A 26,662-nucleotide genomic window follows, 5' to 3' on the forward strand; every position below is an offset into this window, starting at 1 on the left:
CTCAAGGCCCGCGACGCCACGTCCGACGTGCTTGAGGGGTACAGCCTGGCCGACGCCGCGAAATCCGGCGGCGCCGAGGTGTTCACCGCGCCCTGACAGTCAACGGCAGGTCTTCACCGGCCTGATCGCCTCGCGCGGCAACGCCTGCCCGATCTTGAAGCCGTCGATCTCATCAAGCGAGATCAGATGCGCCGAGAAATCGGGCTCCAGCCGAACCCCCACACGATAGCGCACGCCCAGGCGTCCCAATTTTTCAGCGTCGCCATAGTCGTGGCTGCAGCGTCCCGCCGACACAACGAGACGTTCAGGAAACTCGTGCCAGTAAATAAAGCGCCTTTTGCCAGGTGCGACGTCGATTTCGAGAGGCGCCTTGGTCCCAGACCGCCAATTATTCTTCACAGCTTGAAAGCTGATCGGCGTACCAGTCTCGTTGACAACCAGCACCCCTGCGGGCGGCATGCATGCGGCCATCGACATAAGGCCGGCCACAGCAAGCATTCCCCCTCGCCTCATGGCTTCGTCACCGGCCACGGGCGAGGAGGATTCTGCAGCGGGCCAGTCTCATTCCAGTTGCCCGGCCCATGCCAGCCCTTGCCGCGCACAACCGAACTCAGTCCGCCAAGCACATTTGACGGCAGATAAAATGGCCCCAGTTGCTCCCCCTGATAGGTCTGCTGCTTCTCGTGCTCGATCGCATTCTGCGATCCGGCCAAGGCGGTCCCTTGGAATTCTTCGGATCATATGGATCCCCATTCCAGATGACGGTATTGCCCAGCGTGACCGCGCTCACGCCGCCGACCGGGTTGTTCGTGAACTGAATGGCGTTATCACGGACCCTGATACGTGGGTTCTTGCCCATGGCCTTGCCGACACCATGCCCCGCCAGGCCGACGAGCGTCCCTAGCGCCGTATTCGGCGAGTTCCAGATCTTGCCCAAGACATTTCTGTCGTCCTGCGGCTTCCGGTACTTGGCGAGTATGCCACGCCCCATTGGCGTCAACATCAAGTCGCCGGCAGATTTACCAGTCGCTCGCCACGCCGGCGCTCACCATCGTCACCTAAAGCCATCCTCAAGCTCCAACACGATTGTAGAGCTACAGCCTCTCACAACCACGCCGAAAGTCGAGAACAAAACAAGAATATCTGCGGGCGCCATCGGCCCTCAGCCCGTGGCGATGTAGGCCTTCAAGCCGTCGGCCTCAGCCTCGACCTCGGAGATCTTCCACTTCACCAGGTCGCCGATGGAGATGATCCCGACCAGGCGCTCCTCGACGCACACCGGCAGGTGACGGACGCGGCGGTCGGTCATTCGCCCCAGCAACGAATCCACCGTCTCTCCGGGCTCGGCGAAGATCACGTCGTGGGTCATGAAGGCCGACACCGGCTTGTCGAGCGCGGCCGCGCCTTCCTTGGCCATGGCGCGCACCAGATCGCGCTCGGAGACGATCCCGACCACCCGGTCGGCGTCCAGCACCACCATCGCGCCCACCCTGCGGGAATGAAGCAGGGCGCAGATCGCGCCGACGGTTTCCGCCGGGCCGACCGTGAACACCAGGTCGCCCTTGGCCTTGAGGATCTGAGACACAAGCATCTGCACGTTCTCCCTGACACCGTCAGGGAAGCGTCGCGCAGGACGCCAGCGAAATCAACGTTCTCGCGAAAACGTCAAGCTTGCTGGGCGCCCGCCACGCGGCCGAACGCGCTGATCAGCAGCAGCCCGGCGATATAGCCGAAGATGTGCGCTTCCCAGGCCACGCCCGCTCCGCCCAGGCCCGGCGCGAAGCCGACCAGGGCCAGGATCAGGTTCACCGCGATCCAGCCGAGCGTCATGCTGATCACCGGCGGGCTGAGGAAGGGACCGGGGGTCGGACGCCCGATCAGGCGCGCGGCCGCGCCAACCAGCCCAGCCACGGCGCCCGAGGCGCCGATCATCAGCGTCGTGCTGCCGGGATTGACCAGGCCATAGCCCAGGCTCGCGAGCCCGCCGCACAGCAGATAGAAGACCAGGAAGATCAGCGCGCCGCGGAGGCTGGCCCCGAAGTAGCGCGCGACCGGCGTGCCGAACGCCAGCGCCGCCCCGGCGTTCATGAGGGCGTGCGCCCAGCTGCCGTGCAGGAAGATGGCGGTGAACAGCAATGGCCAGCGCCCCTGCTCGAACGCCGCCGAGGAAAAGGCGAAGTTCGCCAGCAGCCAGTTCTGCGGCAGCAGGGTCTGTATGAAGTAACCGCCGACGATGACCAGGGTGGCCACGACCGCCGGCCACGGGGCGTTGAAGATCGGCTGCCGCTCGTCGTCGCTCAAAATCCGCACTCCGTATCCGGCCGGAGAGAAATGACCGGCGTTCACCCTGGCTGGCCCGCGACCAAATCGCGAGGGTCTAGCCCCTAGATACACTCAAGTTCAGTCAGTCTGAGCGCAATGTGCGCGCGGCTGTCGTCTTTTTCTGGGAGCCCCCGCCCTAAGGCCGCTCGGCCGCTCTTCGGGCCATCCTGCGCCGCAACCGCGCCTTGCGAAGGCCACGCTCGCCTGTGCATGGTTCCGTGGCTCAACTGGTCTCGGATCCGTAACACCTGATGCGACGTCTCTTCGGCGCGGCCTCCGTGCTCGCTATCGCCCTGTCCCTGCCCGTGGACGCCTCCAGCTTCCCCCTCCCGAAACTGGGACGCGACAAGGCGGCGGCCGACACGGCGCCGGCGGCGCTGAAGCCCGGCGAGTGGGCGCAAGCCCGCTCCGACGTCGCCCCCGACCCGACCATCCGCTTCGGCGCCCTGCCCAACGGCATGCGCTATGCGATCCGCAAGCAGACGATTCCCCCGGGCCAGGCGGCGATCCGGCTGCGCATCGGCGCGGGCTCGCTGATGGAGACCGACGCCCAGCAGGGCCTGGCCCACTTCCTCGAGCACATGGCCTTCAACGGATCCAAGGCGGTTCCGGAAGGCGAGATGATCAAGATCCTGGAGCGGCTGGGCCTGGCCTTCGGCGCCGACACCAACGCCTCCACCAACTTCGACGAGACGGTCTACAAGCTCGACCTGCCGCGCACCAACGACGAGACGGTCGACACCGCCCTGATGCTGATGCGCGAGGCGGCCGGAAACCTGACCCTCGACCAAGGCGCCATCGACCGTGAACGCGGCGTGGTGCTGTCCGAGGAGCGCGCCCGCGACACCCCGCCCTATCGCATCTACAAGGAGCGGCTCGGCTTCTTCCTGAAGGGCCAGCGTCCCCCGACCCGCTACCCGATCGGTCAGGTCCAGGTGCTGGAGGCCGCGCCGGCCGCCGAGTTCACCGATTTCTACAACCGCTACTATCGCCCCGAACGCGCCGTGCTGGTCGCCGTCGGCGACTTCGACCTCGATGCGATGGAGGCCAAGATCAAGGCCAAGTTCGGCGACTGGACGCCGACCGGTCAGGCCGGCGAGTCCCCGAATCTCGGGCAAGTGCAGCCGCGCAAGACCGAGGCCAAGCTGGTCATCGAGCCCGGTGCTCCGCTGTCGATGCAGATCGCCTGGATGCGCAAGCCAGACCTGGCCGCCGACACGGTCGCCAAGCGCAAGGCCGACCTCATCGAGCAGCTGGGCTTTTCGGTGGTCAACCGGCGACTGCAGCGCCTGGCGCGCGCCGGCCAGCCCCCGTTCCTGGCGGCCGGGGTCTTCAAGAACAACGAGTACGATGCGGCCGAGTCCACCCTGCTGATCGTCAACGCCGAGCCGGGCCGCTGGCGCGAAGCGCTGGCCGCCGTCGAGCAGGAGCAGCGCCGCGCCGTGCAGTACGGCGTGCGCCAGGACGAGCTGGACCGCGAGATCGCCGAGTACCGCGCCAACCTGAAGGCCGACGCCGCCGGCGCCGCCACTCGCACGCCGGCCCAATTGGCCGGCGAGATCGTCGCCTCGCTGGGCGAGCGCGAGGTCGTCACCGACCCGGCCCAGGATCTGGCGCTGTTCGAACAGACCGTGAAGGATCTGAAGGCCGAGAAGGTGTCCGCGGCGCTGAAGGCCAGCTTCGCCGGTGAAGGCCCGCTGCTGTTCATGGCCTCGCCCCGACCGATCGAAGGCGGCGAGGCGAGCGTGCTGGCCGAACTGGACGCCTCACGCAAGGTGGCGGTGGCCGAGCCGTCGGCCGCGACCGATGTCGCCTGGCCCTACACGTCGTTCGGCGGCGCGGGCAAGGTCGTGGAGACCAAGGAAGCGCCGGATTTCGACACGACCTTCATCCGCTTCGAGAACGGGGTGCGCCTGACCGTCAAGCCGACGCGCTTCAAGGATGACGAGGTCCTGGTGCGGGTGAACATCGGCGATGGCCGACTCGACCTGCCCAAGGACGTGCAGAGCCTGGGATGGGCCTCGGGGGCCTATATCGAAGGCGGCCTCAAGCAGATCAGCGCAGAGGACATGGAGCAGGTGCTCGCCAGCCGCGTCTACGGCGCGCAGTTCAGCGTCGCCGACGACGCCTTCGTGCTGAGCGGCTCCACCCGGCCTGAGGACCTGGATGTCCAGCTCCAGGTGCTGACCGCCTATGCGGCCGAACCCGGCTGGCGCGGCGAAGCCTTCACGCGGCTGCAGAGCGCATACAAGACCGCCAACGACCAGTACGAGTCCACCGACTCCGGCGTGCTCAGCCGTGACCTGTCGCTCTTGCTGCGCGAGGGCGATAAACGCTGGGCGTTCCCGAGCCGCGAGCAGATCGCCGACGCCAAGCTGGACGACTTCCGCAAGACGGTCGCCCCGGCCCTGGCCAACGGCCCGGTCGAGGTTGTCATCGTCGGCGACACCACGGTCGAGAAGGCGACCGAAGCCGTCGCCCGCACCCTGGGCGCGCTGCCGCCCCGTCCCGGAACCCAGGTTCCCGCGGCCCAGCGCGAGGTCGGCTTCCCGGCCGGCGTTCAGCAGCCGGTGGTCCTGACCCACAAGGGCCGCGCCGACCAGTCGATCGGCTACATCGCCTGGCGCACCAACGACTTCTTCGCCGACCCTCAAAAGGCGCGCGACACCGCCGTGCTAGGCGAGATCCTGGAACTGCGGCTGGTCGAGGAACTGCGTGAGGCGCAGGGGGCGACCTATTCGCCGAGCGTCGTCTACAGCCACAGCATGATCTGGCCGCGCTGGGGTTATGTCTCGGCCAGCGTCGAGATCCCTCCGGCCAAGCTCCCGAACTTCTTCGCCGACGTAAAGAAGATCGCCGCCGACCTGCGCGACAAGCCGGTGACCGCGGACGAGCTGGCCCGCGCCAAGAAGCCACGGATCGACCAGATCGAAAAGATCCGGGAAACCAACGGCTACTGGCTGTCCGAACTGTCCGGCGCGCAGACCGACCCACGCCGCCTGGACGCCACCCGCGCCCTGATCCCCGGCACCGAGCGGGTGACCGCCGCCGACGTCCAGCGCGCCGCCCAGGCGGTGCTGAAGGATGACGCCATGTGGATGCTAGAGGTCGTTCCGGCCAAGAAATAGGGAACGGCGCCGATCGTCGCGCCCCGCGCGGCATAGCGTCATATGGTCAAGCTGGCGCCGCTCTGGCTCTATGGCTCAAGCGAATCCGCGGCGCTGTCGCGGGGCTGGAACGGCAGTTGGGGGGCCTCGCCCGTATCAGCGACCCCATCGCGCAGGCTTGCACATGTTCGGGATTGGCCGATGATCGTTCCCCTGCCGAGGGGGCCGGCCCATGCTGCCGCTAGACCACATTCCATTTCCCGGCCCTGACCTGGCGGCGACAGCCGTGGCGTTCGCCGCGCTGGGCTTCAACGTTTCCCCCCGGTGCGCCTATACCTCCCCCGACGAGCCGGGCGCCCGCTGGGAAAATCACTGCGTCTTTCTGGACAAGGGCTGGTTCGACCTGCTGCAGGCGCACGGCGCCCCGCAACCTGTTCGGCCGGGCGGGGCGCTCTTCCTGACCGACGACCTGGACGCGGCGAGCGCGCGCCTTTCCTCGATGCGGCAGCTCCCGCCCTATCGGCTCACCCGCGGCTGGGACGACGCGCCGGGTCGCGGCCAGGAGGATTTCGCGATGTTCGCCGTGCGTGAACGGATCAGCCCGCTCGGCCTGGCGGTCATCCAGCACCACTATCCCTGCCTGGACGCCTCGCCTGCCTGGTTCATCCATCCCAACAGCGCCAAGGAAGTCGCCGGCGTGGCTTTCGCAAGCGCCGAGCCAGGGCCCTTCGCCCAGGCGGCGGCCGAAGCCCTGGACCTGTCGGGCTTTGAGTACTGGGAGCAAGCGGAATTCAGCGATGCGTTCGGCGAGGGCGTCGACTGTGCGGTCCGCGTCCGCGTGAGTTCGCTGGCGGCTGCGCGGGCGTCGCTGAGCCCCAGCCTGCCGGTGGTGGAATCAAAGGGGCGGCTGCATGTGACGCCGCCCTCCCCGCTCGGCTGCGGGTTCCTGTTCTTCGAGAGCTAGCGCCCTCGGTCTATCTCCGATCTGCAGGTTCCAGCGTCTCGTTCTGGCACGTCCGCGGCTTGGCCCTGAATCTGCTTGCAAGCCCCATGCGGTCGCCAAGGGCCGCCTCGGAGGCGTCGAGATGTTCCATTCGAACACGCAGCAGATGATCGACTACTGGCGCAGCAAAAGCGGCGTTTCGGGGCTGCCCGTGCGCGCCGACATCGATCCGACGGAGTTCGCCAAGCTGGCGCCCCAGGCGTTCATGCTCGGCCGCGAAAGCGCGGGGATCTATCCGCTGCGGCTGTCGGGGGCCCTGGTGTCCGAACTGCACCAGCGCGACCTGCGCGGGCGCAACTTCCTGACCCTGCTCGATCCGCTCGGCCGCCACGAAGTGCAGACCGCCCTGGAGACCGGCCGCCGCCGCCCCGAGCCGGTGGTCGCCCGTATCGACGCGCTCAGCGACAACGCCACGCTCGAACTGGAATTGCTGTTCGCGCCGATCGCCGGAGGCCGTGGCTCGCCGGAGCGCTACCTCGGCCTCTATCAGCCGATTTCGCTGGTCGCCGCCCTGCGCGACGAGCCGATCCGCCAACTGTTCGTGCGCGAGGTCCACGGCGTGGGCCCCGCCAACGAGGAAACCCACCGTCTGCGCCTGGCGACCCTCGACGGCCGCTGGGTCGCCTGAGGCTCAGAGTGCTTCGCCGGCGTCGTCCAAGATCCGGGATACGGCCTCTTCGGCCCGCGCGCGGGCGTTGGGGGCGTGGAACAGCTTGGCCTGCTGCTGGAACGCCAGGCTGACGCCCACCAGTTCGAAGACGACCTGCCGACAGTAGTCGGGCGGCGCCTTGCCCGCCTTAGGCAGGTCCGCGGCCACTCGGACGAGGGTGTCGTGCCACTCGCGCTGCGACTCGACCAGCCGGTCGCGGATGGCGCCGGGCCGGTCGTCGTACTCTTGGGCCGAGACCGCGAAGATGCAGCCGCGCATGTCGGGCTCACCCTCCAGCCAATCGAACCAACGGCTAAGCAGGGCGTCCATGCGCGCCCGACCGCGCGGCATGGCCAGGCTGGGCTCGATCACGCGGCTGCTGAACCGCGCGATCGCCTCCTCAAGCACCGCCAGCTGCAGCGCTTCCTTCGAGCGGAAGTGAGCGAACAGCCCGCTCTTGGAGAGCTCCAGGCTGTCGGCCAGCGGGCCGAGCGACAGTCCCTCCAGTCCTACCGCAACGGCCTGCTGGAGGGCCCGCCCGACGATAGCCTCTCGTGTCGCGGCGCCTTTTTTCATGCGCCGCACATTAGCACGATCGGTCGTTTTTTCAAGAATCGATAGCGGACGCCTTGTCCAGCGTAGCGAGGTCTTCGGCCGTCAGCGTCAGTCGGGCCGAGCCCATCAGTTCGTCGAGCTGTTCAAGGTTGGTCGCCGACGCGATCGGGCCGGTCAGACCCGGCTGGGCCATGACCCAGGCCAGGGCGACCTGCGCCTGCGACGCCGTCCGGGCGGCCGAGACCTCGTCGAGCGCATCCAGGATACGCATGCCGCGGGCGTCCATCATCCGCTTGACGCCCTGGCCGCGGGGGCTCTTCGAAAGGTCGGCCTCGGTGCGGTACTTGCCAGTCAGGAAGCCCGAGGCGAGGCCGTAGTATGGGATCACCCCCACCTCGTTCTCGATGCAGACCTGCTGCAGCCCGCTTTCGAAGCCTTGGCGGGCATAGAGGTTGTAGAGCGGCTGCTCGCTGTTGTAGCGGGCCAGGCCCTTGGCCTGGCTGATCTCGATGGCGGACTTCAGGCGCTCCGGCGTGAAGTTCGATGAGCCGATGGCGCGCACCTTTCCGGCCTTGACCAGCCGGTCGAAGGCCTCGGCGGTCTCTTCCTGCGGGGTGTCCGGGTCGTCGCGGTGCGACTGGTAGAGGTCGATGTAGTCCGTCTGCAGGCGCTTGAGGGAGGCCTCCACCGCCTCGACCATGTACTTGGCCGAGAGGCCCTTCATGCCCTCGCCCATTTCAGAGCCGAACTTGGTCGCCAGCACGATCTTGTCGCGCTTGCCGCCTTGGGCCAGCCACTTGCCGATCACCGTTTCGGACGCCCCGCCGCCGGCCGGCGCCCAGCGCGAATAGACGTCAGCCGTGTCGACCATGTTGAAGCCGCCGGCCACAAAGGCGTCCAGCAACTTGAACGAGGTGGCCTCGTCCGCAGTCCACCCGAACACATTGCCGCCGAGCACCAGCGGCGCGACCTTCAAATCGGACTTGCCCAGCCTGCGCAGTTCCATCGTCGCCTCCCATGAAAATTATTGAAAATATAAAGAAAAAGGCCCCCTCCAATCGGAGAGGGCCAAATCATAACGCTAGGCGGCCTTCTGGTCGCCCTCGTAGACCGGCGCGTCCTCCGCCGGCAGCGCGGCCCGCCCGCGGATGATGTCTGATATCTTTTCGGCGATCATGATGGTCGGGGCGTTGGTGTTGCCGCCGACCAGGGTCGGCATGACTGAGGCGTCGACCACACGCAGCCCCTCGATCCCGCGCACCTTCAACTCGCCGTCGACCACCGCCATCTCGTCGCCGTCCGCGCCCATCTTGCAGGTGCCGACCGGGTGATAGATCGTCTCGGCGTGCTTGCGGATCCAGGCGTCGATCTGCTCGTCGGTCTCGACGTCCTTGCCCGGGAACAGCTCCTGGGTGCGATAAGGATCCAGCGCCGACTGGGCGGCGACCTTGCGCATCATGCGCACGCCCTCGCGCAGGGCGCGGCGGTCTTCCTCGGTGGCCAGATAGTTCGCGAAGATCGCCGGATCGTCCGCCGGATTGGCCGAGCGCAGACCGACGCGACCGCGGCTCTCGGGCCGCAGCTGGCAGATGTGGAAGGTGAAGCCGTCCTTGGGAACCGCAACCTTGCCGTGGTCCTGCATGATCGCCGCGACGGTATGGACCTGCAGGTCGGGGCGGTCGAGGTCCGGCCGCGACTTCAGGAAGGCGCCCGATTCCAGGAACTGCTGGCGGCCCAGGCCCTTGCCGAAGAACATGTAGTTCATGCCGATCGCCAGGGTCTTGATCAGGCCCTTGCGCAGCGAGTGGGCGGTGATCGGCTGCGGGCACTCCCAGGACATGCAGACGTCCAGGTGGTCCTGGAGGTTGGCGCCGACGCCCTTCAGCGCCTTGACCACCGGGATGCCGAACTTGCCGAGTTCTTCGGGGTCGCCGATCCCCGACAGTTGCAGGATCTGCGGCGATTGCACGGCGCCGGCCGAGAGCAGCACTTCCTTGTCGGCGTGAACGACGCGCTTTTCGCCGCTCTTGGCGTCGGTGTACTCCACGCCCGTGGCGCGGCCGTTCTCGATGACGATCTTGCTGGTCCGCGCGCCGGTGATGCAGGTCAGGTTGGACCGCGACAGGGCCGGGTGCAGATAGCCGCGCGCGGCGCTCCAGCGCTGGCCGTCATGAATGGTCAGCTGGTACGGGCCCCAGCCCTCCTGCTGGAAGCCATTGAAATCGCTGGTGACCTTAAAGCCCGCCTGGCGGCCGGCCTCAACCGTGGCCGAGTAGATCGGGTTCGGGGTCGAGGCCTTGGAGACCTTCAGCGGACCATCGCCGCCGTGCCAGGCGTCGCCGCCGCCCTCAAGGCTCTCCGAACGTTTGAAATAGGGCAGCACGTCCCGATACGACCAGCCCTGGAGGCCCATCTGCCGCCACTGGTCGTAGTCGCGGGCATGGCCGCGGATGTAGATCATGCCGTTGATCGACGACGATCCGCCCCAGCCCTTGCCGCGCGGCCACCAGAGCTTGCGGTCTTCAAGATTCGGCTCGGCCTCAGTCCAGAACCCCCAGTTGTAGGTCCCTTGCTTGCTGATCAGCGCGCCGACGCCGGCCGGCATCTTCACCAGAATCGAGCTGTCCTTGCCGCCCGCTTCCAGCAGCAGCACCTTGACCTGCGGATCCTCCGTCAACCGATTGGCGAGCACGCATCCTGCGGACCCCGCGCCAATGATGACGTAGTCGAAGCGATCCATCTGTTCCGTCCCTAAACACTGTTAAGTTAGCCGCACACTGGCCGAACCCCGGGCGCGAGACAAGGCCCGCAGAACTCTGTTTTTGGGCGCCCCAGCGGCAGGTTTCCCCGGACGCCTGTCAGGAATCGGCCGGACGGCATGACGCCTTGAGTGCGATTGAGTTTCATGCGCCAATGGACTTAGGCGGCAATCCGGTCCTAACGACAGTCCCATGAGCGCCCAGCAGACGGCCTCGGCGGGAGGCGGACACCGCCTCCTTCGAGGCCTGCACCATCAGGTGACCGCCGGCCTGACCGTCGGCGTGATCGTCTTTCTCTCGGCGATCGCGGGAATCCTGCTGCGCCCCAGCGGACACCTCAGCACATTCTGGGCGGCCAATGCGATCCTGCTCGGCCTGCTGGTGCGGCGCCCCGACCTGGCGACCCCGGCCGGCTGGCTGGCGGCCGCCGCCAGCCTGATCGCGGCCGACACCCTCACCGGCAGCGGCTGGGCGCGTACGCTGCTGCTGACCGCCGGCAATCTGGCCGGCGTGCTGACCGGCTACCTGCTGTTCAAGCGCCTATCGCCCGAGGACCGGCTGCTGCAGCGGCCGGCGTCCCTGCTCTCGGTCACCCTGATCGCACTGGCCGCCTCGGCGGCGACCAGCGTGCTGGGGGCGACGGTCAACGCCCTGCTCTTCCACCGCGACCCGATCAGCGGCTTCTTCATCTGGCTGGCGACGGAACTGGCCAACTACATCGTCGTGCTGCCGGTGGCGCTGACCTTCCCGCGCCCGTCGGACCTGAAATGCTGGCTGACGCGCACCTTCACGACCCGCCCGCAGCTGCGCAAAGCCGCACCGCTGATTCTCTACCTGATCAGCCTGGCGATGGTGCCCTCGGTAGGCGGCCCCGGGGCCCTGGCGTTCCCCGTGCCGACCCTGCTCTGGTGCGCCCTCACCTATAGCCTGGCGGCCACGACGCTGCTGACGCTGTCCTTTGCGGTCTGGAGCCTGCTGTTTCTGTCGACGGCGTCGGCCTCGATGGGTTTCGTCTCGGTGATGGGTTTCGACCTCATGTCGCTGCGCCTGGGCGTGATGCTGGTGGCGCTGGCCCCGATCACGGTGGCCGGCGTCATGGCCAGCCGCAACGCCTTGCTTCGCGAAGCCGAGCTCGCCCGCCGCGCGGCCGAGGAAGCGATGAGCGCCCGGACGCTGCTGCTGGCGACAATGACCCACGAACTGCGCTCGCCGCTGACCGCCGTGGTCGGTTTCTCAGGCATGATGGCGCGCCAAGCCTACGGGCCGGTCGGTCATCCGAAATACCTCGACTACGCCCAGTCGATCGAGATCGCCGGCTCGCACCTCAGCGAACTGGTCACCGACCTTCTCGACACCGCCAAAATCGAGGCCGGGCAGATCGAACTGTCGCCGGCGCCGGCCTCTAGCCGCGAGATCGTCGAGCAGGCGTTGCGGCTGGTCCGGGGCCTGTCGATCGACGCCGGTGTCACGGTGGTGATGGAGCCCGGCGATTGGCCGGAGGTCCACGCCGACCACCGGGCCGTAAAGCAGATCCTGATCAACCTGCTGGCCAACGCAGTGAAGTTCTCGCCGGCCGCCGGCCTGGTCGAAGTCTCCTCCGAGATCAGGAACGAACGCCTGGTGATCTGCGTCCGCGACTTCGGCCAGGGAATACGCGAGGAAGACCTGGCTGTCCTCGGCCGCCCCTATGTCCAGATGGGCGATCGGGTGACCCGCGCCGAGGGCTGGGGCCTGGGCCTGGCGCTGTCGCACGACCTGATCGAACGGCATGGCGGGCGCCTGGAACTGGATAGCAAGCCCGGCGTAGGCACCCGCGCATGTTTCGACCTGCCGCTGGCCGACGCCGAGCCGGAAGCCCTGGCCGCCGGCTCGGCCCGCTAGTCTCGCGTCAGCGCCGTCTCCGGCATCTCGATGTCGATCTCCAGGGTCGAGACCTGATCGCCCCGGTCGAGCTTGACCACCACCCGATCGCGATCGATCGGGATGTGCTTGGCGATCACCGCAAGGATCTCCTGCTGCAGGATCGCGGCGAGATCCTCCCCACCGCCAAGCCCGCGCTCGTGGGCCAGCAGCAGTTGCAGCCGATCGCGCGCCACCGGGGCCGAGCGACGCCCGCGGCCAAAGAGATTCAGCAGGCTCATGCGACCGCCTTGCGGCCGAACAGCCGGCTCATGAAGCTCTGACGTTCCTTGGGCACGCTGACGGCGACGTTTTCGCCCATCAGCCGCCGCGCGGCCTCGCTATAGGCCTGGGCGGCCGGCGACACCGGATTGTGCAGGGTCACGGGACAACCGACGTTGGAGGCACTGAGCACGTCGGGGCTTTCCGAGACGATGCCGAGCAGCGGGATCGCCAGGATCTCCAGCACGTCGTCGACGCTCATCATCTCGCCCTTGGCCGCGCGGGCCGGGTCATAGCGGGTGAGCAGCAGATGCTTTTCGATCCGATCGCCGACCTCGGCGCGCTGCGTCTTGGAGTCGAGCAGGCCGATGATGCGGTCGGAGTCGCGGACCGACGAGACCTCGGGGTTGGTCACCACCACCGCCAGGTCGGCGTACCGCATGGCCAGGGTGGCGCCCTTCTCGATGCCGGCGGGGCTGTCGCAGATCACCCAGTCGAACTGCTCACGCAGATCGTCGATGACCCGTCCGACGCCCTCCTCGGTCAGGGCGTCCTTGTCGCGGGTCTGCGAGGCCGGCAGCAAGCTCAGCGTCTCGACGCGCTTGTCGCGGATCAGGGCCTGGGCCAGCTTGGCGTCGCCCTGGACGACGTTGACGAGGTCGAACACCACCCGCCGCTCAGCTCCCATGACCAGATCGAGGTTACGCAGGCCGACGTCGAAGTCGACGACCACCACTTTCTGGCCCGCCTGGGCGAGCGCAGCGCCCAGCGACGCCGAGGACGTGGTCTTGCCCACGCCCCCCTTGCCAGACGTGACGACGACTACCTTGGACATGTCTCACCGTTCCTTCCCCTCGCCCCACGACGAGCAACGCAACTAACCGAGCGCCGAGAGGCGCAAGGCCCCACGATCGCAGCGGACCTGGACGGCATGGCCATGGAGGTCGGCCCCCCAGTGCTCGGCCGTCCGATACAGATGATCGACCCCGACCAACTCGGCCTCGAGCCGGCGGCAGAAGATTCGGGCGTCGGCGCCGGTCCGCAGGCCGGCGATCGCCCGCCCCCGCAGCGCGCCGTAGACGTGGATCGAACCGCCGGCGAGCACCTCGCCCCCCGAGGCGACCGCGCCGACGATGGTCACGTCGCCCTCCTCGAAGATCACCGACTGCCCAGAGCGCACCGGCCGGTCGATCAGCAGCGACGGGGAGACCGGCGAGGCCGCGGGGACGTCGACGGCCTCGGGCGCGACCGCGGCCGCGACATCGCTGCGGGCCTTGCGTGCGACGTTGCCGTGCAGATTGGTCGGCAGGTGCGCCCACGGCGTTCCGTTGAGCCCGGCCGGGCGCAGTCCCTCGACACCGATCAGCTTGAGGCCGCGGGCGCTGATCCCATCGAGCGCGACCAGCACCGCTTCGGGCCCGACGCTCTCCAGGGCCGGGCCAAGATCGACGACGATCGGGCGGTTGTCGAACAACCCGGCCGAGGCGTGCAGTTGCTGGTCCAGCGCCGCGAACCACTGCGCGAACGGGGCTTCCGGCGCCAGGATCAGCGCCATGATGCTGCGCCCGCGCACTCGGATCTTGGGCAGGGAGAACGTGTCGGCGTTCACGTCGCGCGCCCGGCGATCCGATGCGAATTGTCGATATGCGCAGCCATGACGCCTCCGTCCGGATTGGGGGGACTGGGATCCCGCTCCGGGCGCTCCCTGGCGTCGTAAGTTCTAGATTCGTGGGGCTTTCTTGCGGCCTGATCCCGCCGCAGTTTCGGCGCCATGCGGCCAAGCTTCAACGCCCCGGGCGGCGAAATTCCATGATCCAGTTGGTCTCCCACGTGGCCCCGTCGTCATACGAGAAGGCCTGACTCCAGCGCGGGGTTTCGGTATCGGTCCCGCTCCAGTCGAACAGCACCTTCACCGGTTTGCCGTCATCGAAATCGTCGCCGGCGAAGACGCCCCGGCCGTTCTCGAAGCGACCGTAGACCGGCGGCTGCAGCTGACCGTCCCGGGAATTGATCCAGTAGATGGCCCAGCGATCCTGGCCGGGGTCGTATAGCCGCAGGGTCATGCCCCGGAAGCCCTTGGTCGGAAAGTCGCTCTCGTCGATCGAAACCGCGCCCTCCATCAGCAGCTGGGCGGTCTCGAAGGAAGGAAACACCTCCCAATCGTCCGAGCCGACGCCGCGGACCTTGAGCCGGCGGTTCGTCACGTCCCAGTCGCCGTGATTGAAATCGAAGTCGTGAGCCGCGCTCATCACCGGTGCTCCTGTCATGGATCGCCGGTCTAGCGAGGGGCTGCTGACAGGGATCTGTCAGCAGCGCGTCAGGACATTGGTCAGGGGCGCATCGAACCCGTCTCGACGAACCGTTGGTGCCAGGACAACGCCTCGTTCAGCAGCGATGGCGACTGCTGGCCGTAGGCGTGCTGGCGCGCGCGGGCGTAGTAGTCGGCCAGGGCCGGGCGATAGTCGGGGTGGGCGCAGTTGGCGATGATCACTTCCGCCTTCTGCTTGGGCGACAGGCCGCGCAGGTCGGCCAGACCCTGCTCCGTCACGATCACCTGGACGTCCTGGTTGATGTGATCGACATGGCTGGCCTGCGGCACGATCGACGAGATCTTGCCGCCCTTGGCCGTCGAGGGCGTGACGAACACCGAGACGTAGGCGTTGCGCGCGAAGTCTCCCGACCCGCCGATGCCGTTCTGGATGCGCGAGCCCATGATGTGGGTCGAATTCACGTTGCCGTAGATATCGGCCTCGATCATCCCGTTCATCGCCACGCAACCCAGCCGGCGGATCAGCTCGGGGTGGTTGCTGATCTCCTGCGGACGCAGGATCAGCTTGTCGCGATAGAAGCTCATATTGTCGTTCATCGCTGCGGCCGCCTCGGGGCTCAACGAGAAGGCGGTGGCCGAGGCCATGCGCAGCTTGCCGGCGTTCAGCAGGTCCAGCATCCCGTCCTGGATGACCTCGGTATAGGCGGTCATGTTCTCGAACGGTCCGTCCAGCAGCCCGGCCAGCACCGCGTTGGCGATGTTGCCGACCCCGGATTGCAGCGGCAGCAGATTCGCCGGCAGGCGGCCCTTGGCGACCTCGTGCTTGAAGAACTCGAGCAGGTGGCCGGCGATGGCCGAAGCCACGCCGTCGGGCGCGGCGAACGGCAGATTGCGGTCGGGGGCCTGCGTCTCGACGATGGCGACGATCTTATCCGGATCGCAGCGGAAATAGGCTTCGCCGATCCGGTCGTCGGGCTTCACCAGCGGGATCGGCACGCGATCCGGCGGCAGCGCCGTGCCGTAGTAGATGTCGTGCATCCCTTCCAGCGCTGGGTTTTGCCAGCTGTTGACCTCGAGGATCACCTGCTTGGCGCGGTCCAGCCAGGTCTTGTTGTTGCCGACCGACGACGACGGGATCAGCGAGCCGTCTGGACGGATGCCCGAGACCTCGATCACAGCGGTGTCGAGCGGGCCGAGGAACCCTTGCCAGGCCATGGGGGCGACCTGGCTGAGGTGCATGTCGAAATATTCCATCTCGCCGCGGTTGATCTTCTCGCGGGCGATCGGGTCCGAATTGTAGGGCAAGCGGAATTCGATGCCGTCGGCCTTGGCCAGGGCGCCGTCCAGTTCAGGCCCGGTCGAGGCGCCGGTCCAGACCCGCACCTGGAACTTGCGGCCGGCGGCGTGCTCGGCCTCGATGCGGCTGGCCAGGGCCAGCGGCACGGCCTTTGGATAGCCCGAGCCAGTGAAGCCGCTCATCGCGACGGTCGATCCCGACGCGATGAGCGAGGCGGCGTGGGCTGCGTCCGTCACCTTGGCGCGAAGCGTCTCGCAGCCGATCCGAGTGTTGCCTGCCATGGGTACGCCTCCGCTGAAACTCGCTCGTCTTTACTCCCCCAGGCAGGGCAAGGGCGGCGAAATCTTGTCGCAGCGTAAGGCGCCCATGAGACGGACAGTGCGGCCTCAGCGCCCCTTCCAGGCCGGGGCGCGTTTCTGGGCGAAGGCCATCGGCCCCTCGACGAAGTCCTCGGACTTGAACAGCGCGCTGACCGCCGGATAGCGGTTCTGGCCCTTGATCGCCGCCTCGAGGGTCGGCTCGTCCAGCCCCTTGTAGACGGCCTCCTTCGAGGCGCGGATCGACATCGGCGACAGCTCGCAGATCTGGCCGGCCCAGCGGCGGGCGGCGGCCATCAGTTCCTTGGGCGGCGTGACCTCGTTGACGAAGCCGAGCACCTGCCCCTCGGCGGCGCTGACCCGGCGGCCGGTGAGGATCATGCCCAGGGCCTGCTTCTGGCCGATCATCCGCGGCAGGCGGTGCAAGCCTCCGGCCAGCGCGGCCAGGCCGACCCGCGGCTCCGGCAGGGCGAAGGTCACGGTGTCCGCAGCCACGATCAGGTCGCACGCCAGCGCGATCTCGAACCCGCCGCCCATGGCCACGCCGTTGACCGCGGCGATCAGGGGCTTGGTCAGGTCGAAACGCGAGGTCAGGCCGGCGAAGCCCGACGGCGGAGATTTCATCTCGCCGCCGGTGGCCTGGTGCTTGAGGTCGTTGCCCGCCGAGAAGGCCCGCTCGCCCGCGCCGGTGACGATACCGACCCACTGGTCAGGGTCGGCCGCGAAGGCGTTGAAGGCGTCGTCCAGCTCAAAATGGGCCGGCGAATGCAGCGCGTTCATCACCTCCGGCCGGTTGAGCGTGAAGATGGTGATCGGACCCTCGCGGTCCACGCGGATGAACTCATAGGCCATCGAGGATCCCTTCCCTTTGCGGTCTGCGGCGCCCAGGGTCAGCGGGCGCCGCTACGTCGGTCAAGCGTCAGCCGACGGGACGCAGGCCGGCGCGATATCGTTTCCAGTTCTCGACATAGTGCATGGCCCCGCCGGCCAGCGCCTTGGCCTGGTCTTCGGAAATCTCGCGCACGATCTTGCCCGGCGCGCCCATGACCAGCGAATTGTCCGGGATCTCCTTGCCCTCGGTGATCAGGCAGTTGGCGCCGATCAGGCAGTTCTTCCCGATCTTGGCGCCGTTGAGCACGATCGAGCCGATGCCGATCAGCGAGCCGTCGCCGATGGTGCAGCCATGTAGCATGACCTTGTGGCCCACGGTGACGTTGGCGCCGATGGTCAGCGGATAGCCGGTGTCGGTGTGCAGGACGCTGCCGTCCTGGACGTTCGAGTTCTCGCCGATGGTGATCGGGTCGTTATCGCCGCGGATCGTCGCGCCGAACCAGACCGAGGCGTTCTTCTTGAGAATCACCCGGCCGATCACCGCCGCGTTCGGCGCGATCCAGTATTCATCTTCTTTAGGCAGTTGCGGGGCGACTTCGCCCAAGTTGTAGACACTCATCCGTACACCCCGTTTATTTAATCAAATGAGCCATTTAAGGATTCAGAAACCGCGTTAGCATCATTCTAGTGATGCGATTCGAGAGGGGCGAGAGCCCTTCCGCATCACGCCGCGAGTCGGCGTCCGGTTCGCGGCCTGCGTTATGGGGCGGGGTACTAAGGTGTCGCGTTTGCTACGGCGGGGCTTCCCGCCTGGATCACGAACCGAAGACGGACCTCCGGGCCGTTGCGCGCGGCCCCGCCGCACCATTGCGAACTTCATCGATCCTCGAGGGCGAGCCGTTTCGGCGTCGCCCTTTTTTCTTGCCCCTATGGAGGCCTAGATGACCAAGCGAGCTCTGAAGCGACAACTGCGCGAAGGCGCGTTCGACGCCGCCCAGTTCGAGGATGACGCGAAAGTCCGCCGCCTGCCGGTGGACCGCGCGTGGTCCCCCTTGGCTCATCACAACGACGACCGCGACCAGGCCTATCTCAAGACGATAAAGGCCAAGTCGCCGGGCCAGCAGGCGCTGATGGACGCGATCGACGCCAAGAACCTGGTCATGGCGCTCGGCCCGGCCGGCACGGGCAAGACCTATCTGGCGATCGCCAAGGCGGTGGAGGCGCTGGAGGCCGGCCGCGTCGGGCGCATCGTACTGTCGCGGCCCGCGGTCGAGGCCGGCGAATCGATCGGCTTCCTGCCTGGCGACGCCGAGGACAAGCTCGCCCCCTATCTGCGCCCGCTTTACGACGCGCTGTCGGACCGGCTGTCGATGAAGCGGGTGCGGGCGCTGATGGCCGAGGGCGCCATCGAGATCGCGCCGGTCGGATTCATGCGCGGCCGCACGCTGAACAACGCCTTCGTGGTCATCGACGAGGCGCAGAACTGCACCTACGGGCAGCTGAAGATGCTGCTGACCCGGCTGGGCTGGCATTCGACCATGGTGGTGACCGGCGACCCGGCCCAGTCGGACCTGCTGCCGGAGCTCTCGGGCCTGGGCCCGGTCGCCGACCGCTTCGAGGAGATCTCGAACATCGCGGTCGTGCGGCTGAAGGACGTCGACATCGTGCGCCACCCGCTGGTGGCCGAGATGCTGGGCGTGCTCTGACGCCGTCATAGAGCCCGGCCCCGGAGCCCGGGGCCGGCGCTCGACCTGCGCTTAAGGCAGGTCTTCGGCCAGGATGGCCATTTCGAACATAAACGAGCCGTCGCCGTCCTCGTCCTCGAAGACGACGCCGATGAACTCTTCGCCGATATAGACCTCGGCCGAGTCCTTCTGCTTCGGACGGGGGACCAGCGTGATCCGCGCATTGGCGAAGGTGCCGCGCAGGTGGCCTTCGACTCGGCGGATAGTTTTTTCGTCCAGCACGCTGGGCTCCTTCGTAGATTTCGGCGGGAACCTAAGGGTTTTGCGCCGAGCCGCAAAGCGCCTGCGTCCGAAAAAGCTGGGGACGCGGCGCCGGCGCCCGCTAGTCTGGCCGCCGAACGAGGGGGAGGACCGCGTGGCGGACGTCGAGCTGGGACTGGTCGAGGGTTATTACGGCAAGCCGTGGTCGTGGGCCGAGCGGCGCGCGGTGGTCGAGGCGTTGATCCCGCACGGCTACCGCTTCTTCCTCTATGCGCCAAAGGCCGACGCCTTTCTGCGCCGCCGCTGGCAGGAACCGCATCCGCAGGAAGCCGCCGCAGAGCTGCAGGCCTTTTCCGCCTTCTGCCGCGCCGCCGGGGTGCGGTTCGGCGTCGGCCTGAGCCCCTACGAGATCTATCGCGACTTCGGCCCGGCCGCGAAGGACGCGCTGGCCGCCAAGCTCGCCCAGCTCGACGCGCTGGGGCTCGATGACCTGGCGATCCTGTTCGACGACATGCGCGGCGACCTGCCGGACCTGGCCGCGAGCCAGGTCGAGATCGTTCATTGGATCGCCGAGCGGACCACCGCGCGCCGGGTGATCGTCTGCCCGTCCTACTACACCGACGATTCCATCCTCGACCGCGTGTTCGGCCAGCGGCCGGAGAGCTATCTCGAGGACCTCGGCGCGGGCCTCGCCCCCTCCATCGAGGTGTTCTGGACCGGCGAAGAGGTCTGCGCCCGCGAGTTCAGCCCCGGGCATCTGGAACGGGTCGGCCGCCAGCTGCGCCGCAAGCCGCTGCTGTGGGACAACTATCCGGTCAACGACGGACCTTTGATGTCGCCGTTCCTGCATCTGCGCGGCTTCACCGGGCGGCCGGCCAGCATCGGGGCCCAGATCGCCGGCCACGCCGTCAACCCCGCGCTGCAGCCAACGCTGTCGCTGATCCCGGCGATCACCCTGGCGCGGAGCTATGCGCAGGGCGAGGCCTACGAGTATGTCCGCGCCTTCCAGGACGCCGCCCGCCAGGTTCTGGGCGCCGACCTCGCCGCGGCGGTGGAGCGCAACATCACCCAGTTTCAGGGCTTCGGCCTCGACCGGCTGACGGACGAGAACATGAGCCGCATGCGGCCGCGCTATGCCGGCTTCGACCACCCCGCCGCGCGCGAGATCGTGGCTTGGCTGGACGGCGCCTATCGCATCAGCCTGGCCGAGATCGAAGCGACTTGAGCCGCGCCGCGCCGGAGGCCTAGACTGAATAACCGCGTTCGCGGGAGAGCCGAGAGAACCGCCCAGTGGCCGTCTGATTCCGTCCTGAACCGCCATCCGCCCGCGCAGGTCCTGGCCTGCGCCGCTCGACGCGCGCCTTCCGGACAGCCCCATGGCCTTCTTCCGCAACACCACCGTCAATCTGCTCAATCTGCACTATGGAATCCACGCCCTCGCGCTCAGCGGCGGCGGCGCGTTCTTCGCCGCCTTCCTGCTGAAGGCCGGCGTCCCGGCCCATGGGGTGCTGACGGCGATGGCCGCCATCCTGATCGGCCGCTTCCTGATCCGGCCGGCGATCCTGCCGCTGGGCCGCCGCTTCGGCCTGAAGCCGTTGGTGATCGTCGGGACGATCATCACCGCGATGCAGTACCCCTTGCTGGCCGAGGTGCACGGCGTGGGCTGGCCGCTATTTGCGCTCTGCGCGTTCTCCTCGGTCGGCGACACCTTCTACTGGACCGCCTACCACGCCTACTTCGCCTCGCTGGGCGACGCCGAGCATCGCGGCCACCAGATCAGCGCCCGCGAGGCTGCCTCGGCCTTGGTCGGCATCGCCGCGCCGCTGCTGACGGGCTGGGCCCTGGTGACGTTGGGGCCGCGCTTCGCGTTCGGGGCGACCTGCCTGGTGCTGATCCTCTCGGCCGCGCCGCTGCTGTGGACGCCTAATGTGGCGATCGCCGACGAGGCCCCGAACGCCCTGCGCGCCGCGATCCCCGGGGTGCTGCTGTTCGCCGCCGACGGCTGGACGGCCATGGGCTACGTCTTCGTCTGGCAGATCGCCCTGTTCGGCGCGCTGAAGGAGAGCTTCACGTCCTTCGGCGGCGCCATGGCCTTCGCCGCAATCGTCGGGGTGGTCAGCGGCCTTGTGCTCGGGCGGTTCATCGACGCCGGACACGGCCGGCGCGCGGTGTGGCTGGCCTGCGGGGTGATGGCCGCGACGATCTTGGCGCGGACCGGAGCCTACCTGCACCCGGCCACCGCGATCCTGGCCAACGCCGCCGGCGCGGTCGTCGTCGGGCTCTACACGCCGACCATGATGACCGCGGTCTACAACCTCTCGAAGCGCTCGCCGTGCGTGCTGCGCTTCCACATCGCCGCCGAGGGCGGCTGGGACGCGGGCGGGGCGAGCGCCTGCCTGCTCGCCGCCGGCCTCATCTGGGCCGGCGCGCCGCTGTCGGCGGCGATCGCCGTCTCGCTGTTGGGAACGGCCGCGGCGTTCGTCCTGCTGCGCCGGGCCTACGGCGCCGAGCAGCCCGCGCCTCAGATGACGTAGTCGTAGACCGCCTCGGCCAGGGTGTGGTCCATGCTGCGCGCCGGCTCCTCGCAGGTCGGGCAGTTGACCAGCCGGGCCGGCACGCCAGCCGCGGTGCAATGCGGCGGCACGGGCTTGAGCACCACCGAGCCGGAGGCGACCTTGGCGTAGTCGCCGATGGTGATGTTGCCGAGCACCTTGGCGCCGGCGCCCAGCAGCACGCCCTTGCCGATCTTCGGGTGACGGTCACCGCGTTCGGCGCCGGTGCCGCCCAGGGTCACGCCCTGCAGCAGCGAGACGTCGTCGCCGATCACCGCTGTCTCGCCGATGACGATGCCGGTGCCGTGGTCGATGAACACGCCCGAGCCGATCTTGGTCGCCGGGTGAATGTCGACCTGGAAGATCTCGGACATCCGGCTCTGCAGATAGTGGGCGATGGTCTCGCGGCCCTGATGCCACAGCCAGTGGGCCACGCGCTGGGTCTGCAGGGCCTGGAAGCCCTTGAAGAACAGGAACGGCTGGACATAGCCCTTGCAAGCGGGGTCCCGCTCGAACACGGCCTTGAGATCCAGTTCGGCGATCTCGACCAGCCGCGGGTCGGCGCGATAGGCCGCGTCGGCCAGTTCACGCAGGCTCATGGCGCGCAGTTCCTGGTCGCCCAGCTTGCGCGCCAGTTGATACGACAGCGCCGCGCCGAGGTCGTCGTGGCTGAGCACCACGGCGTTCAGCAGCGAGGCGAGCGCCGGCTCGGCCTTGGCGGCCCGTTCGGATTCCATGCGCAACGCGGCCCATACCGGCGGCGCAGCCGAGGGGTCGATCACTTCCAGGCGCTGGCTCAAAGGCTCCTCCCGTCCCAAAGGCGGTCCCCTATCCTAGCATGGCGCGCGCGAGCGGCGCCGACAAAAGCCCTTCCTGGGCCATGTGGTATGCCCGAAGCAGCATGGCAACCGTTAAGGCGTCGCGGATGTGGCCGTCGATCGCCGCCTGCAACGCCTCGCGGAACGGAACCCGGACCATGGCGATGTCCTCAGTGTCGTCGGCGTGAACAGTCCCGGAGGCCGGACGCAGATCGGTCGCGAGGTATCCGATCGCCAGTTCGTCCGTGACCGAGTTGGACAGCTGCACACGAAGGATCTCGCGCCATTTGCCCGCGGCCAGGTCGGCCTCCTCGGCCAGCTCGCGCTGCGCCCCCGCAAGCGGGTCCTCGTCCTTCGGGCCGCCGCCTTCCGGAATCTCCCAGCTATAGTCGGCGAATGGGAACCGGTGCTGCCCGACCAGCACCACCGCGCCGTCCCCGTCGATCGGCAACACCGCCAGGGCGTAGTTCTTGAACCCGACCACGCCGTAGAATGCGGCCGCACCGGTCGGCGCCGTGGCGTCGTGCTCGGTGATCCTGATCCAGGGATTCTCGTAGGCGACCTTGGATTCGCCACGAAGCCAGGGCTTTCCATGCTCGGTCAGCCACGCCGGTTTTTGCGACATATTCTCAACTAACCTTGCAGTTCACGCCCGCGGCCCCCAATAAAGGCCCGTGACGATCACTCATCCCAGCGAGAAGCCCGTCTTGTCCATCGCACTTCCCGACGCCCCGTCGTTCGGCGCTCCGGTCGACCAGCCCCCCTGCCCCGAGCTGCTGAGCTTTCTGGCCACCCGCCGCTCAGCCTCCGCAGTCACCCTGGCCGAGCCTGCGCCGGGCGACGACGACGTCGCCGCGCTGATTCGGCTGGCGGCCCGTGCGCCCGACCACGGCAAGCTGGCGCCGTGGCGCTTCATCGTGCTGCGCGGCGAGAACAAGGCCGCCTACGCCGCTCGCCTGGAGGCGTTGGCCCAAGGGCGCGGCGACGCGCGGGCGGCCGCAAAACTGGCCAAGCTGAAGACGCCGCCCCTGGGGATTGCGGTGGTGTCGGCGCCGCGCGCCCACGAGATTCCGGAATGGGAACAGGTGCTGTCGGCCGGCGCGGTCTGCACCGGACTGCTCTACGCCGCCCAAGCGCTCGGCTATGGCGCCAACTGGATCACCGATTGGTACGCCTATGACGCCGAGGCCAAGGCTGTCCTGGGGCTCAATGCGGGAGAGAACGTCGCGGGCTTCATCTTCATCGGGACGGCGAAGGAACCGCCGATGGAACGCGAACGGCCCGACAGCGCTGCGCTGACTTCGGTCTGGAAACCGTAGACCGACGGCGCCGCGCCGGAGACGCGGGGCCCAAGAATCACGGCGGCCGGACAGCGATGGCCCGCTGCCCGGCCTGATGTGACACGCCCGAGGAGAGATGGGCACGGTTCCTATATCACGCGGCGGACCGACCCGCTAGTCAATCGCGCCCGTCGGCCCCGCGGCCTGAGGCGGCTGCAGGTTCAAGAGCCGCCAAATCTACGGCCAATGCGATGTATTCAGCGGAATGAATACTGTCCGACGGCGGACCTATCCATATCCGTCAACCGTCCGGACCAAGATTACCCGGCCCCGAGCATCCAAGGATGCTGGTCAGCCCCGCCCGCGATACGTAGCGACACCCTGATCGGGAACCCAAAGGCCTTCCGGTGCGGGGCCGCTTTGCCAGAAAACGTCGATCGGAATCCCACCACGCGGAAACCAATAGCCGCCGATGCGCAGCCAGCGCGGCGCGGCGATCTCGACGATCTTGCGCCCAATGGCGACCGTGCAGTCCTCGTGAAACGCGCCATGGTTGCGAAACGAACCGAGGTACAGCTTCAAGGACTTCGATTCGATCAGCCAGTCCCCAGGCGCGTAGTCGATGACCAGATGCGCGAAATCGGGCTGGCCGGTCACTGGGCAGAGCGAGGTGAATTCAGGCGCCGTGAACCGCGCCAGATAGAGCGTGTCGCTCTGCGGATTGGGGACGCGCTCGAGGACCGCGGTCTCCGGGCTGTCGAAGCCCCGGATGTCCCGTCCCAGCTGGGTCAGATGCAGTTCTTCCATCGCCGGGATTTATCCCGACGGACGGTTTGCGGCAACCGAGCGACCCGCTATCAAACAAGCAAACAGACAAATGGGGAGAACGCCATGTCCGGCGGCGATTTCGAAGGCTTCGTAGTGGTGATCACCGGCGCGTCGACGGGGCTCGGTCGCGCCATCGCGGTGGAGACGGCCAGCCGGGGCGCCCAGGCCGTGGTCATCAACTACGCGCGCAGCGCCGACGAGGCCAAGGAAACCGCCCGCCAGGTCGAAGCGCACGGCGCTCAGGCGGTGCTGGTGCAGGGCGATGTCGCCAATGACGCCGACTGCCGCAAGATCGCCGCGGCGGCCGAGCCGTTCGGCCGCATCGACGCGCTGTTCAACAATGCCGGCGTCACCAAGTTCGCGCCTAACCACGCCGACCTCGACGCGGTGTCCGCCGAGGACTTCCTGAACCTCTACGGCGTCAATGTCGTGGGCGCCTTCCAGATGACCCGCGCCGCCCGCGCCCTGCTCGAGGCCGCCGAGCGTCCGGGCGCGGTGGTCAACACCTCGTCGATTGCCGGCGTCGCCGGCATCGGTTCCTCGGTCCCCTACGCCGCCTCGAAGGGCGCCATGAACACCATGACCCTGTCGCTGGCCCGCGCCCTGGCGCCGAAGATTCGCGTCAACGCGATCTGTCCCGGTTTCATCGACACGCCCTGGTTCGACAAGGGCGTCGGCGCCGAACGCGCCCAGAAGATGCGCGAGGGCGCGGCCGCCAGCACCCCGCTGAAGGCCGCCTCGACCGCCGAGGACGTCGCCGCCGCCGCGGTGTTCCTGGCCTCGCCCGGCTCACGTCACGTCACCGGCGAGACACTGCTGGTCGACGCTGGCACGCACCTCGGCTACGCGCCGATGGCCATGCGCTGAGCAGCAGGCAGACGCAATCTGGGGTAAAACCCTGGCTCGCAGGCAAGCCGTGGCGCCGAAGGCACAGTCATTCGCCCAAAAGCGCGGCGCCAGGGTTTGTTAACGCTCAAAAATCAAACAGCGAATACCCAGCGCAGGTGATCAGCTCCGCTCACGTTGATCTGCCGGTCAGCCGCATGGCGATCTCGGCTCGACGGTCAGCTGGAGCCTGATCGAACAATGGGGATACAACGCAAATGAAGACTCTCACCACCGCGCTTCTGGCCGCCGCAGCCACCGCCGCCATGAGCGGCGCCGCCTTCGCCCAGGACGAAAGCCCGCTGGACCTCTCGTTCAACGTCGGCGCGGCCACCGATTATGTCTGGCGCGGCGTCAGCCAAACCGATGAAAGCCCGCAGATCTACGGCGGCGTCGACGCCACCGTTGGCATGGTCTACGCCGGCACCTGGCTGTCGAACGTCGACTTCGGCACCGGCAACGACACCGACTTCGAACTCGACCTGTACGCCGGCATCCGTCCGCAGCTCGGCCCGGTGGCCCTCGACCTGGGCATCCAGTACTACGGCTACATCAACGCCCCGACCGGCTCGGACCAGGACTTCGTCGAATTCAAGCTGGCCGGCTCGGTTCCGGTCGGCCCGGCCACGGTCGGCGCGGCCGTGTTCTGGTCGGACAACTTCTACGGCGGCACCGGCAACGCGACCTATGTCGAGCTGAACGGTTCGAGCCCGATCGGGGAGAAGTTCAGCGTCTCGGGCGCCGTCGGCCATCAGGACGTCGACTATGACGGCGACTACACCACCTGGAACCTCGGCGTCGGCTATGCGCTGACCGACTTCCTGGGCGTGGACCTGCGCTACCACGACACCAACGAGCACGACTTCGGCGACCTCTATGAGAGCCGCGTCGTTCTGGGCCTCAAGGCCGCCTTCTAAGAGCCGCGAGATTTGAGGAAATGGAGAGCCGCCTCGGCGACGGGGCGGCTCTCTTGCTTTATTCCCGGCGACTACTGCGGGAATTCGGCCACAGGTTAAAAAAACATCGTTCTCCTACGGAGCGAAACCCTCGCCTTGGAGTTTCATTGGACGGTCGCGTTGACGCGTCTATGTTGCCAACCTTCGGACAGGACGCGGAGCACGAT

29 protein-coding genes (1 of these 29 cut by a window edge) are annotated in these 26,662 nt (G+C 67.6%); 11 read left to right on the forward strand and 18 right to left on the reverse strand.

What is annotated here, in order from left to right; all coding sequences use genetic code 11:
• Positions 1–96 carry the 3' end of an Rrf2 family transcriptional regulator gene (locus tag O4N75_RS16025; RefSeq protein WP_267230338.1) on the forward strand. The gene continues 342 nt to the left of window position 1, outside the view, so only the last 96 of its 438 coding nucleotides appear in the window; the start codon falls outside the window, past its left edge; the stop codon is at positions 94–96.
• 3 nt (positions 97–99) lie between these two features.
• Here O4N75_RS16025 and O4N75_RS16030 read toward each other — a convergent pair whose 3' ends face one another.
• The 4 genes from O4N75_RS16030 to O4N75_RS16045 all read right to left on the reverse strand — a co-directional run bounded on the left by O4N75_RS16030 (position 100) and on the right by O4N75_RS16045 (position 2,301).
• On the reverse strand, positions 100–498 hold the full coding sequence (locus O4N75_RS16030) for a hypothetical protein (protein ID WP_269626471.1): 399 nt from the start codon (positions 496–498) through the stop codon (positions 100–102).
• An 11-nt stretch (positions 499–509) separates the two neighbouring features.
• On the reverse strand, positions 510–713 hold the full coding sequence (locus tag O4N75_RS16035; RefSeq protein WP_269626472.1) for a hypothetical protein: 204 nt from the start codon (positions 711–713) through the stop codon (positions 510–512).
• Positions 714–1,162: 449 nt separating this feature from the next.
• Entirely contained in the window at positions 1,163–1,591 is a 429-nt protein-coding gene (locus tag O4N75_RS16040; RefSeq protein WP_267230344.1) for a CBS domain-containing protein, read from the reverse strand.
• A gap of 74 nt (positions 1,592–1,665) precedes the next feature.
• On the reverse strand, positions 1,666–2,301 hold the full coding sequence (locus O4N75_RS16045) for a rhomboid family intramembrane serine protease (protein WP_269626473.1): 636 nt from the start codon (positions 2,299–2,301) through the stop codon (positions 1,666–1,668).
• 272 nt (positions 2,302–2,573) lie between these two features.
• Between O4N75_RS16045 and O4N75_RS16050 the strand changes: the two genes are divergently transcribed.
• The 3 genes from O4N75_RS16050 to O4N75_RS16060 all read left to right on the forward strand — a co-directional run bounded on the left by O4N75_RS16050 (position 2,574) and on the right by O4N75_RS16060 (position 7,060).
• Positions 2,574–5,450 (forward strand): M16 family metallopeptidase, encoded by a 2,877-nt coding sequence (locus tag O4N75_RS16050; protein WP_269626474.1) that lies wholly within the window; start codon positions 2,574–2,576, stop codon positions 5,448–5,450.
• A gap of 211 nt (positions 5,451–5,661) precedes the next feature.
• Positions 5,662–6,393 carry a VOC family protein gene (locus tag O4N75_RS16055; protein ID WP_269626475.1) on the forward strand — a complete coding sequence of 244 codons (732 nt, stop codon included), beginning with the start codon at positions 5,662–5,664 and terminating at the stop codon, positions 6,391–6,393.
• 121 nt (positions 6,394–6,514) lie between these two features.
• Entirely contained in the window at positions 6,515–7,060 is a 546-nt protein-coding gene (locus tag O4N75_RS16060; protein ID WP_269626476.1) for a PAS domain-containing protein, read from the forward strand.
• A 3-nt stretch (positions 7,061–7,063) separates the two neighbouring features.
• Here O4N75_RS16060 and O4N75_RS16065 read toward each other — a convergent pair whose 3' ends face one another.
• From O4N75_RS16065 to O4N75_RS16075, 3 genes are all read right to left on the reverse strand, one after another.
• Complete coding sequence (locus O4N75_RS16065; protein ID WP_269626477.1) at positions 7,064–7,657, reverse strand: TetR/AcrR family transcriptional regulator; 594 nt, start codon at positions 7,655–7,657, stop codon at positions 7,064–7,066.
• 31 nt (positions 7,658–7,688) lie between these two features.
• The gene (locus O4N75_RS16070) at positions 7,689–8,642 is read right to left on the reverse strand and encodes an aldo/keto reductase (RefSeq protein WP_269626478.1); all 954 of its coding nucleotides are present in this window, start codon (positions 8,640–8,642) and stop codon (positions 7,689–7,691) included.
• A 75-nt stretch (positions 8,643–8,717) separates the two neighbouring features.
• Positions 8,718–10,376, reverse strand: a complete 1,659-nt coding sequence (locus tag O4N75_RS16075; RefSeq protein WP_269626479.1) for a choline dehydrogenase — start codon at positions 10,374–10,376, stop codon at positions 8,718–8,720.
• 211 nt (positions 10,377–10,587) lie between these two features.
• Here O4N75_RS16075 and O4N75_RS16080 point away from each other — a divergent pair, with 211 nt between their 5' ends.
• Positions 10,588–12,276, forward strand: coding sequence for a sensor histidine kinase (locus tag O4N75_RS16080; protein ID WP_269626480.1), 1,689 nt, complete (start codon positions 10,588–10,590; stop codon positions 12,274–12,276).
• On the opposite strand, the gene minE is transcribed toward O4N75_RS16080, so the two are convergent.
• The 7 genes from minE to O4N75_RS16115 form a co-directional block, all read right to left on the reverse strand.
• The gene (minE, locus tag O4N75_RS16085; protein WP_269626481.1) at positions 12,273–12,536 is read right to left on the reverse strand and encodes a cell division topological specificity factor MinE; all 264 of its coding nucleotides are present in this window, start codon (positions 12,534–12,536) and stop codon (positions 12,273–12,275) included. The two genes, O4N75_RS16080 and minE, sit on opposite strands and share 4 nt — an antisense overlap.
• A complete protein-coding gene (gene minD, locus O4N75_RS16090; RefSeq protein ID WP_269626482.1) occupies positions 12,533–13,351 on the reverse strand; it encodes a septum site-determining protein MinD in 819 nt (272 codons plus the stop codon). Before minD ends, minE begins: the two co-directional genes overlap by 4 nt.
• A gap of 42 nt (positions 13,352–13,393) precedes the next feature.
• Positions 13,394–14,125, reverse strand: coding sequence for a septum site-determining protein MinC (gene minC, locus O4N75_RS16095; RefSeq protein WP_269626483.1), 732 nt, complete (start codon positions 14,123–14,125; stop codon positions 13,394–13,396).
• A gap of 175 nt (positions 14,126–14,300) precedes the next feature.
• Positions 14,301–14,765, reverse strand: coding sequence for a DUF1579 domain-containing protein (locus tag O4N75_RS16100; RefSeq protein WP_269626484.1), 465 nt, complete (start codon positions 14,763–14,765; stop codon positions 14,301–14,303).
• An 80-nt stretch (positions 14,766–14,845) separates the two neighbouring features.
• Positions 14,846–16,363, reverse strand: coding sequence for an acetyl-CoA hydrolase/transferase family protein (locus O4N75_RS16105; RefSeq protein ID WP_269626485.1), 1,518 nt, complete (start codon positions 16,361–16,363; stop codon positions 14,846–14,848).
• Positions 16,364–16,468: 105 nt separating this feature from the next.
• Positions 16,469–17,251, reverse strand: coding sequence for an enoyl-CoA hydratase-related protein (locus O4N75_RS16110; RefSeq protein ID WP_269626486.1), 783 nt, complete (start codon positions 17,249–17,251; stop codon positions 16,469–16,471).
• A 67-nt stretch (positions 17,252–17,318) separates the two neighbouring features.
• Entirely contained in the window at positions 17,319–17,849 is a 531-nt protein-coding gene (locus O4N75_RS16115) for a gamma carbonic anhydrase family protein (protein WP_269626487.1), read from the reverse strand.
• A 322-nt stretch (positions 17,850–18,171) separates the two neighbouring features.
• Here O4N75_RS16115 and O4N75_RS16120 point away from each other — a divergent pair, with 322 nt between their 5' ends.
• On the forward strand, positions 18,172–18,936 hold the full coding sequence (locus O4N75_RS16120; RefSeq protein ID WP_267230366.1) for a PhoH family protein: 765 nt from the start codon (positions 18,172–18,174) through the stop codon (positions 18,934–18,936).
• A gap of 51 nt (positions 18,937–18,987) precedes the next feature.
• Here O4N75_RS16120 and O4N75_RS16125 read toward each other — a convergent pair whose 3' ends face one another.
• Positions 18,988–19,194 carry a DUF3126 family protein gene (locus O4N75_RS16125; RefSeq protein ID WP_267230591.1) on the reverse strand — a complete coding sequence of 69 codons (207 nt, stop codon included), beginning with the start codon at positions 19,192–19,194 and terminating at the stop codon, positions 18,988–18,990.
• Positions 19,195–19,330: 136 nt separating this feature from the next.
• Here O4N75_RS16125 and O4N75_RS16130 point away from each other — a divergent pair, with 136 nt between their 5' ends.
• A complete protein-coding gene (locus tag O4N75_RS16130; RefSeq protein WP_269626488.1) occupies positions 19,331–20,401 on the forward strand; it encodes a beta-N-acetylglucosaminidase domain-containing protein in 1,071 nt (356 codons plus the stop codon).
• A gap of 151 nt (positions 20,402–20,552) precedes the next feature.
• Entirely contained in the window at positions 20,553–21,710 is a 1,158-nt protein-coding gene (locus O4N75_RS16135) for an MFS transporter (protein WP_269626489.1), read from the forward strand.
• Here O4N75_RS16135 and cysE read toward each other — a convergent pair.
• Entirely contained in the window at positions 21,698–22,528 is an 831-nt protein-coding gene (cysE, locus tag O4N75_RS16140) for a serine O-acetyltransferase (RefSeq protein WP_267230370.1), read from the reverse strand. The two genes, O4N75_RS16135 and cysE, sit on opposite strands and share 13 nt — an antisense overlap.
• Before the next feature lie 28 nt (positions 22,529–22,556).
• Positions 22,557–23,171 (reverse strand): NUDIX hydrolase, encoded by a 615-nt coding sequence (locus O4N75_RS16145; protein ID WP_269626490.1) that lies wholly within the window; start codon positions 23,169–23,171, stop codon positions 22,557–22,559.
• A gap of 82 nt (positions 23,172–23,253) precedes the next feature.
• Here O4N75_RS16145 and O4N75_RS16150 point away from each other — a divergent pair, with 82 nt between their 5' ends.
• On the forward strand, positions 23,254–23,865 hold the full coding sequence (locus O4N75_RS16150; RefSeq protein ID WP_269626491.1) for a nitroreductase: 612 nt from the start codon (positions 23,254–23,256) through the stop codon (positions 23,863–23,865).
• Between the two features lie 312 nt (positions 23,866–24,177).
• Here the strand turns inward: O4N75_RS16150 and queF are convergent, their stop codons facing one another.
• Entirely contained in the window at positions 24,178–24,633 is a 456-nt protein-coding gene (gene queF, locus O4N75_RS16155) for a preQ(1) synthase (RefSeq protein WP_269626492.1), read from the reverse strand.
• 84 nt (positions 24,634–24,717) lie between these two features.
• On the opposite strand from queF, the gene O4N75_RS16160 reads away from it, so the two are divergent.
• Together O4N75_RS16160 and O4N75_RS16165 are read left to right on the forward strand one after the other, a co-directional pair.
• The gene (locus O4N75_RS16160) at positions 24,718–25,521 is read left to right on the forward strand and encodes an SDR family NAD(P)-dependent oxidoreductase (protein WP_269626493.1); all 804 of its coding nucleotides are present in this window, start codon (positions 24,718–24,720) and stop codon (positions 25,519–25,521) included.
• A 236-nt stretch (positions 25,522–25,757) separates the two neighbouring features.
• Positions 25,758–26,456 carry a TorF family putative porin gene (locus tag O4N75_RS16165; RefSeq protein ID WP_269626494.1) on the forward strand — a complete coding sequence of 233 codons (699 nt, stop codon included), beginning with the start codon at positions 25,758–25,760 and terminating at the stop codon, positions 26,454–26,456.
• The last annotated feature ends 206 nt before the right edge of the window (positions 26,457–26,662 follow it).

Origin of the sequence: Phenylobacterium sp. NIBR 498073, from assembly GCF_027286305.1 — a bacterium.
In the GTDB taxonomy this organism is placed as follows: domain Bacteria; phylum Pseudomonadota; class Alphaproteobacteria; order Caulobacterales; family Caulobacteraceae; genus Phenylobacterium.

Coding starts and splice junctions, on each gene's coding strand:
- O4N75_RS16050 (WP_269626474.1), top strand. CDS start 2,574: ATGCGACGTCTCTTCGGCGCGGCCTCCGTGCTCGCTATCGCCCTGTCC.
- O4N75_RS16115 (WP_269626487.1), bottom strand. CDS start 17,849: ATGAGTGTCTACAACTTGGGCGAAGTCGCCCCGCAACTGCCTAAAGAA.
- minD (WP_269626482.1), bottom strand. CDS start 13,351: ATGTCCAAGGTAGTCGTCGTCACGTCTGGCAAGGGGGGCGTGGGCAAG.
- O4N75_RS16120 (WP_267230366.1), top strand. CDS start 18,172: ATGACCAAGCGAGCTCTGAAGCGACAACTGCGCGAAGGCGCGTTCGAC.
- O4N75_RS16160 (WP_269626493.1), top strand. CDS start 24,718: ATGTCCGGCGGCGATTTCGAAGGCTTCGTAGTGGTGATCACCGGCGCG.
- minE (WP_269626481.1), bottom strand. CDS start 12,536: ATGAGCCTGCTGAATCTCTTTGGCCGCGGGCGTCGCTCGGCCCCGGTG.
- O4N75_RS16070 (WP_269626478.1), bottom strand. CDS start 8,642: ATGGAACTGCGCAGGCTGGGCAAGTCCGATTTGAAGGTCGCGCCGCTG.
- O4N75_RS16080 (WP_269626480.1), top strand. CDS start 10,588: ATGAGCGCCCAGCAGACGGCCTCGGCGGGAGGCGGACACCGCCTCCTT.
- queF (WP_269626492.1), bottom strand. CDS start 24,633: ATGGAAGAACTGCATCTGACCCAGCTGGGACGGGACATCCGGGGCTTC.
- O4N75_RS16030 (WP_269626471.1), bottom strand. CDS start 498: ATGCTTGCTGTGGCCGGCCTTATGTCGATGGCCGCATGCATGCCGCCC.
- O4N75_RS16040 (WP_267230344.1), bottom strand. CDS start 1,591: ATGCTTGTGTCTCAGATCCTCAAGGCCAAGGGCGACCTGGTGTTCACG.
- O4N75_RS16145 (WP_269626490.1), bottom strand. CDS start 23,171: ATGTCGCAAAAACCGGCGTGGCTGACCGAGCATGGAAAGCCCTGGCTT.
- O4N75_RS16165 (WP_269626494.1), top strand. CDS start 25,758: ATGAAGACTCTCACCACCGCGCTTCTGGCCGCCGCAGCCACCGCCGCC.
- O4N75_RS16135 (WP_269626489.1), top strand. CDS start 20,553: ATGGCCTTCTTCCGCAACACCACCGTCAATCTGCTCAATCTGCACTAT.
- O4N75_RS16065 (WP_269626477.1), bottom strand. CDS start 7,657: ATGAAAAAAGGCGCCGCGACACGAGAGGCTATCGTCGGGCGGGCCCTC.
- O4N75_RS16055 (WP_269626475.1), top strand. CDS start 5,662: ATGCTGCCGCTAGACCACATTCCATTTCCCGGCCCTGACCTGGCGGCG.
- O4N75_RS16075 (WP_269626479.1), bottom strand. CDS start 10,376: ATGGATCGCTTCGACTACGTCATCATTGGCGCGGGGTCCGCAGGATGC.
- O4N75_RS16110 (WP_269626486.1), bottom strand. CDS start 17,251: ATGGCCTATGAGTTCATCCGCGTGGACCGCGAGGGTCCGATCACCATC.
- O4N75_RS16100 (WP_269626484.1), bottom strand. CDS start 14,765: ATGAGCGCGGCTCACGACTTCGATTTCAATCACGGCGACTGGGACGTG.
- O4N75_RS16060 (WP_269626476.1), top strand. CDS start 6,515: ATGTTCCATTCGAACACGCAGCAGATGATCGACTACTGGCGCAGCAAA.
- O4N75_RS16105 (WP_269626485.1), bottom strand. CDS start 16,363: ATGGCAGGCAACACTCGGATCGGCTGCGAGACGCTTCGCGCCAAGGTG.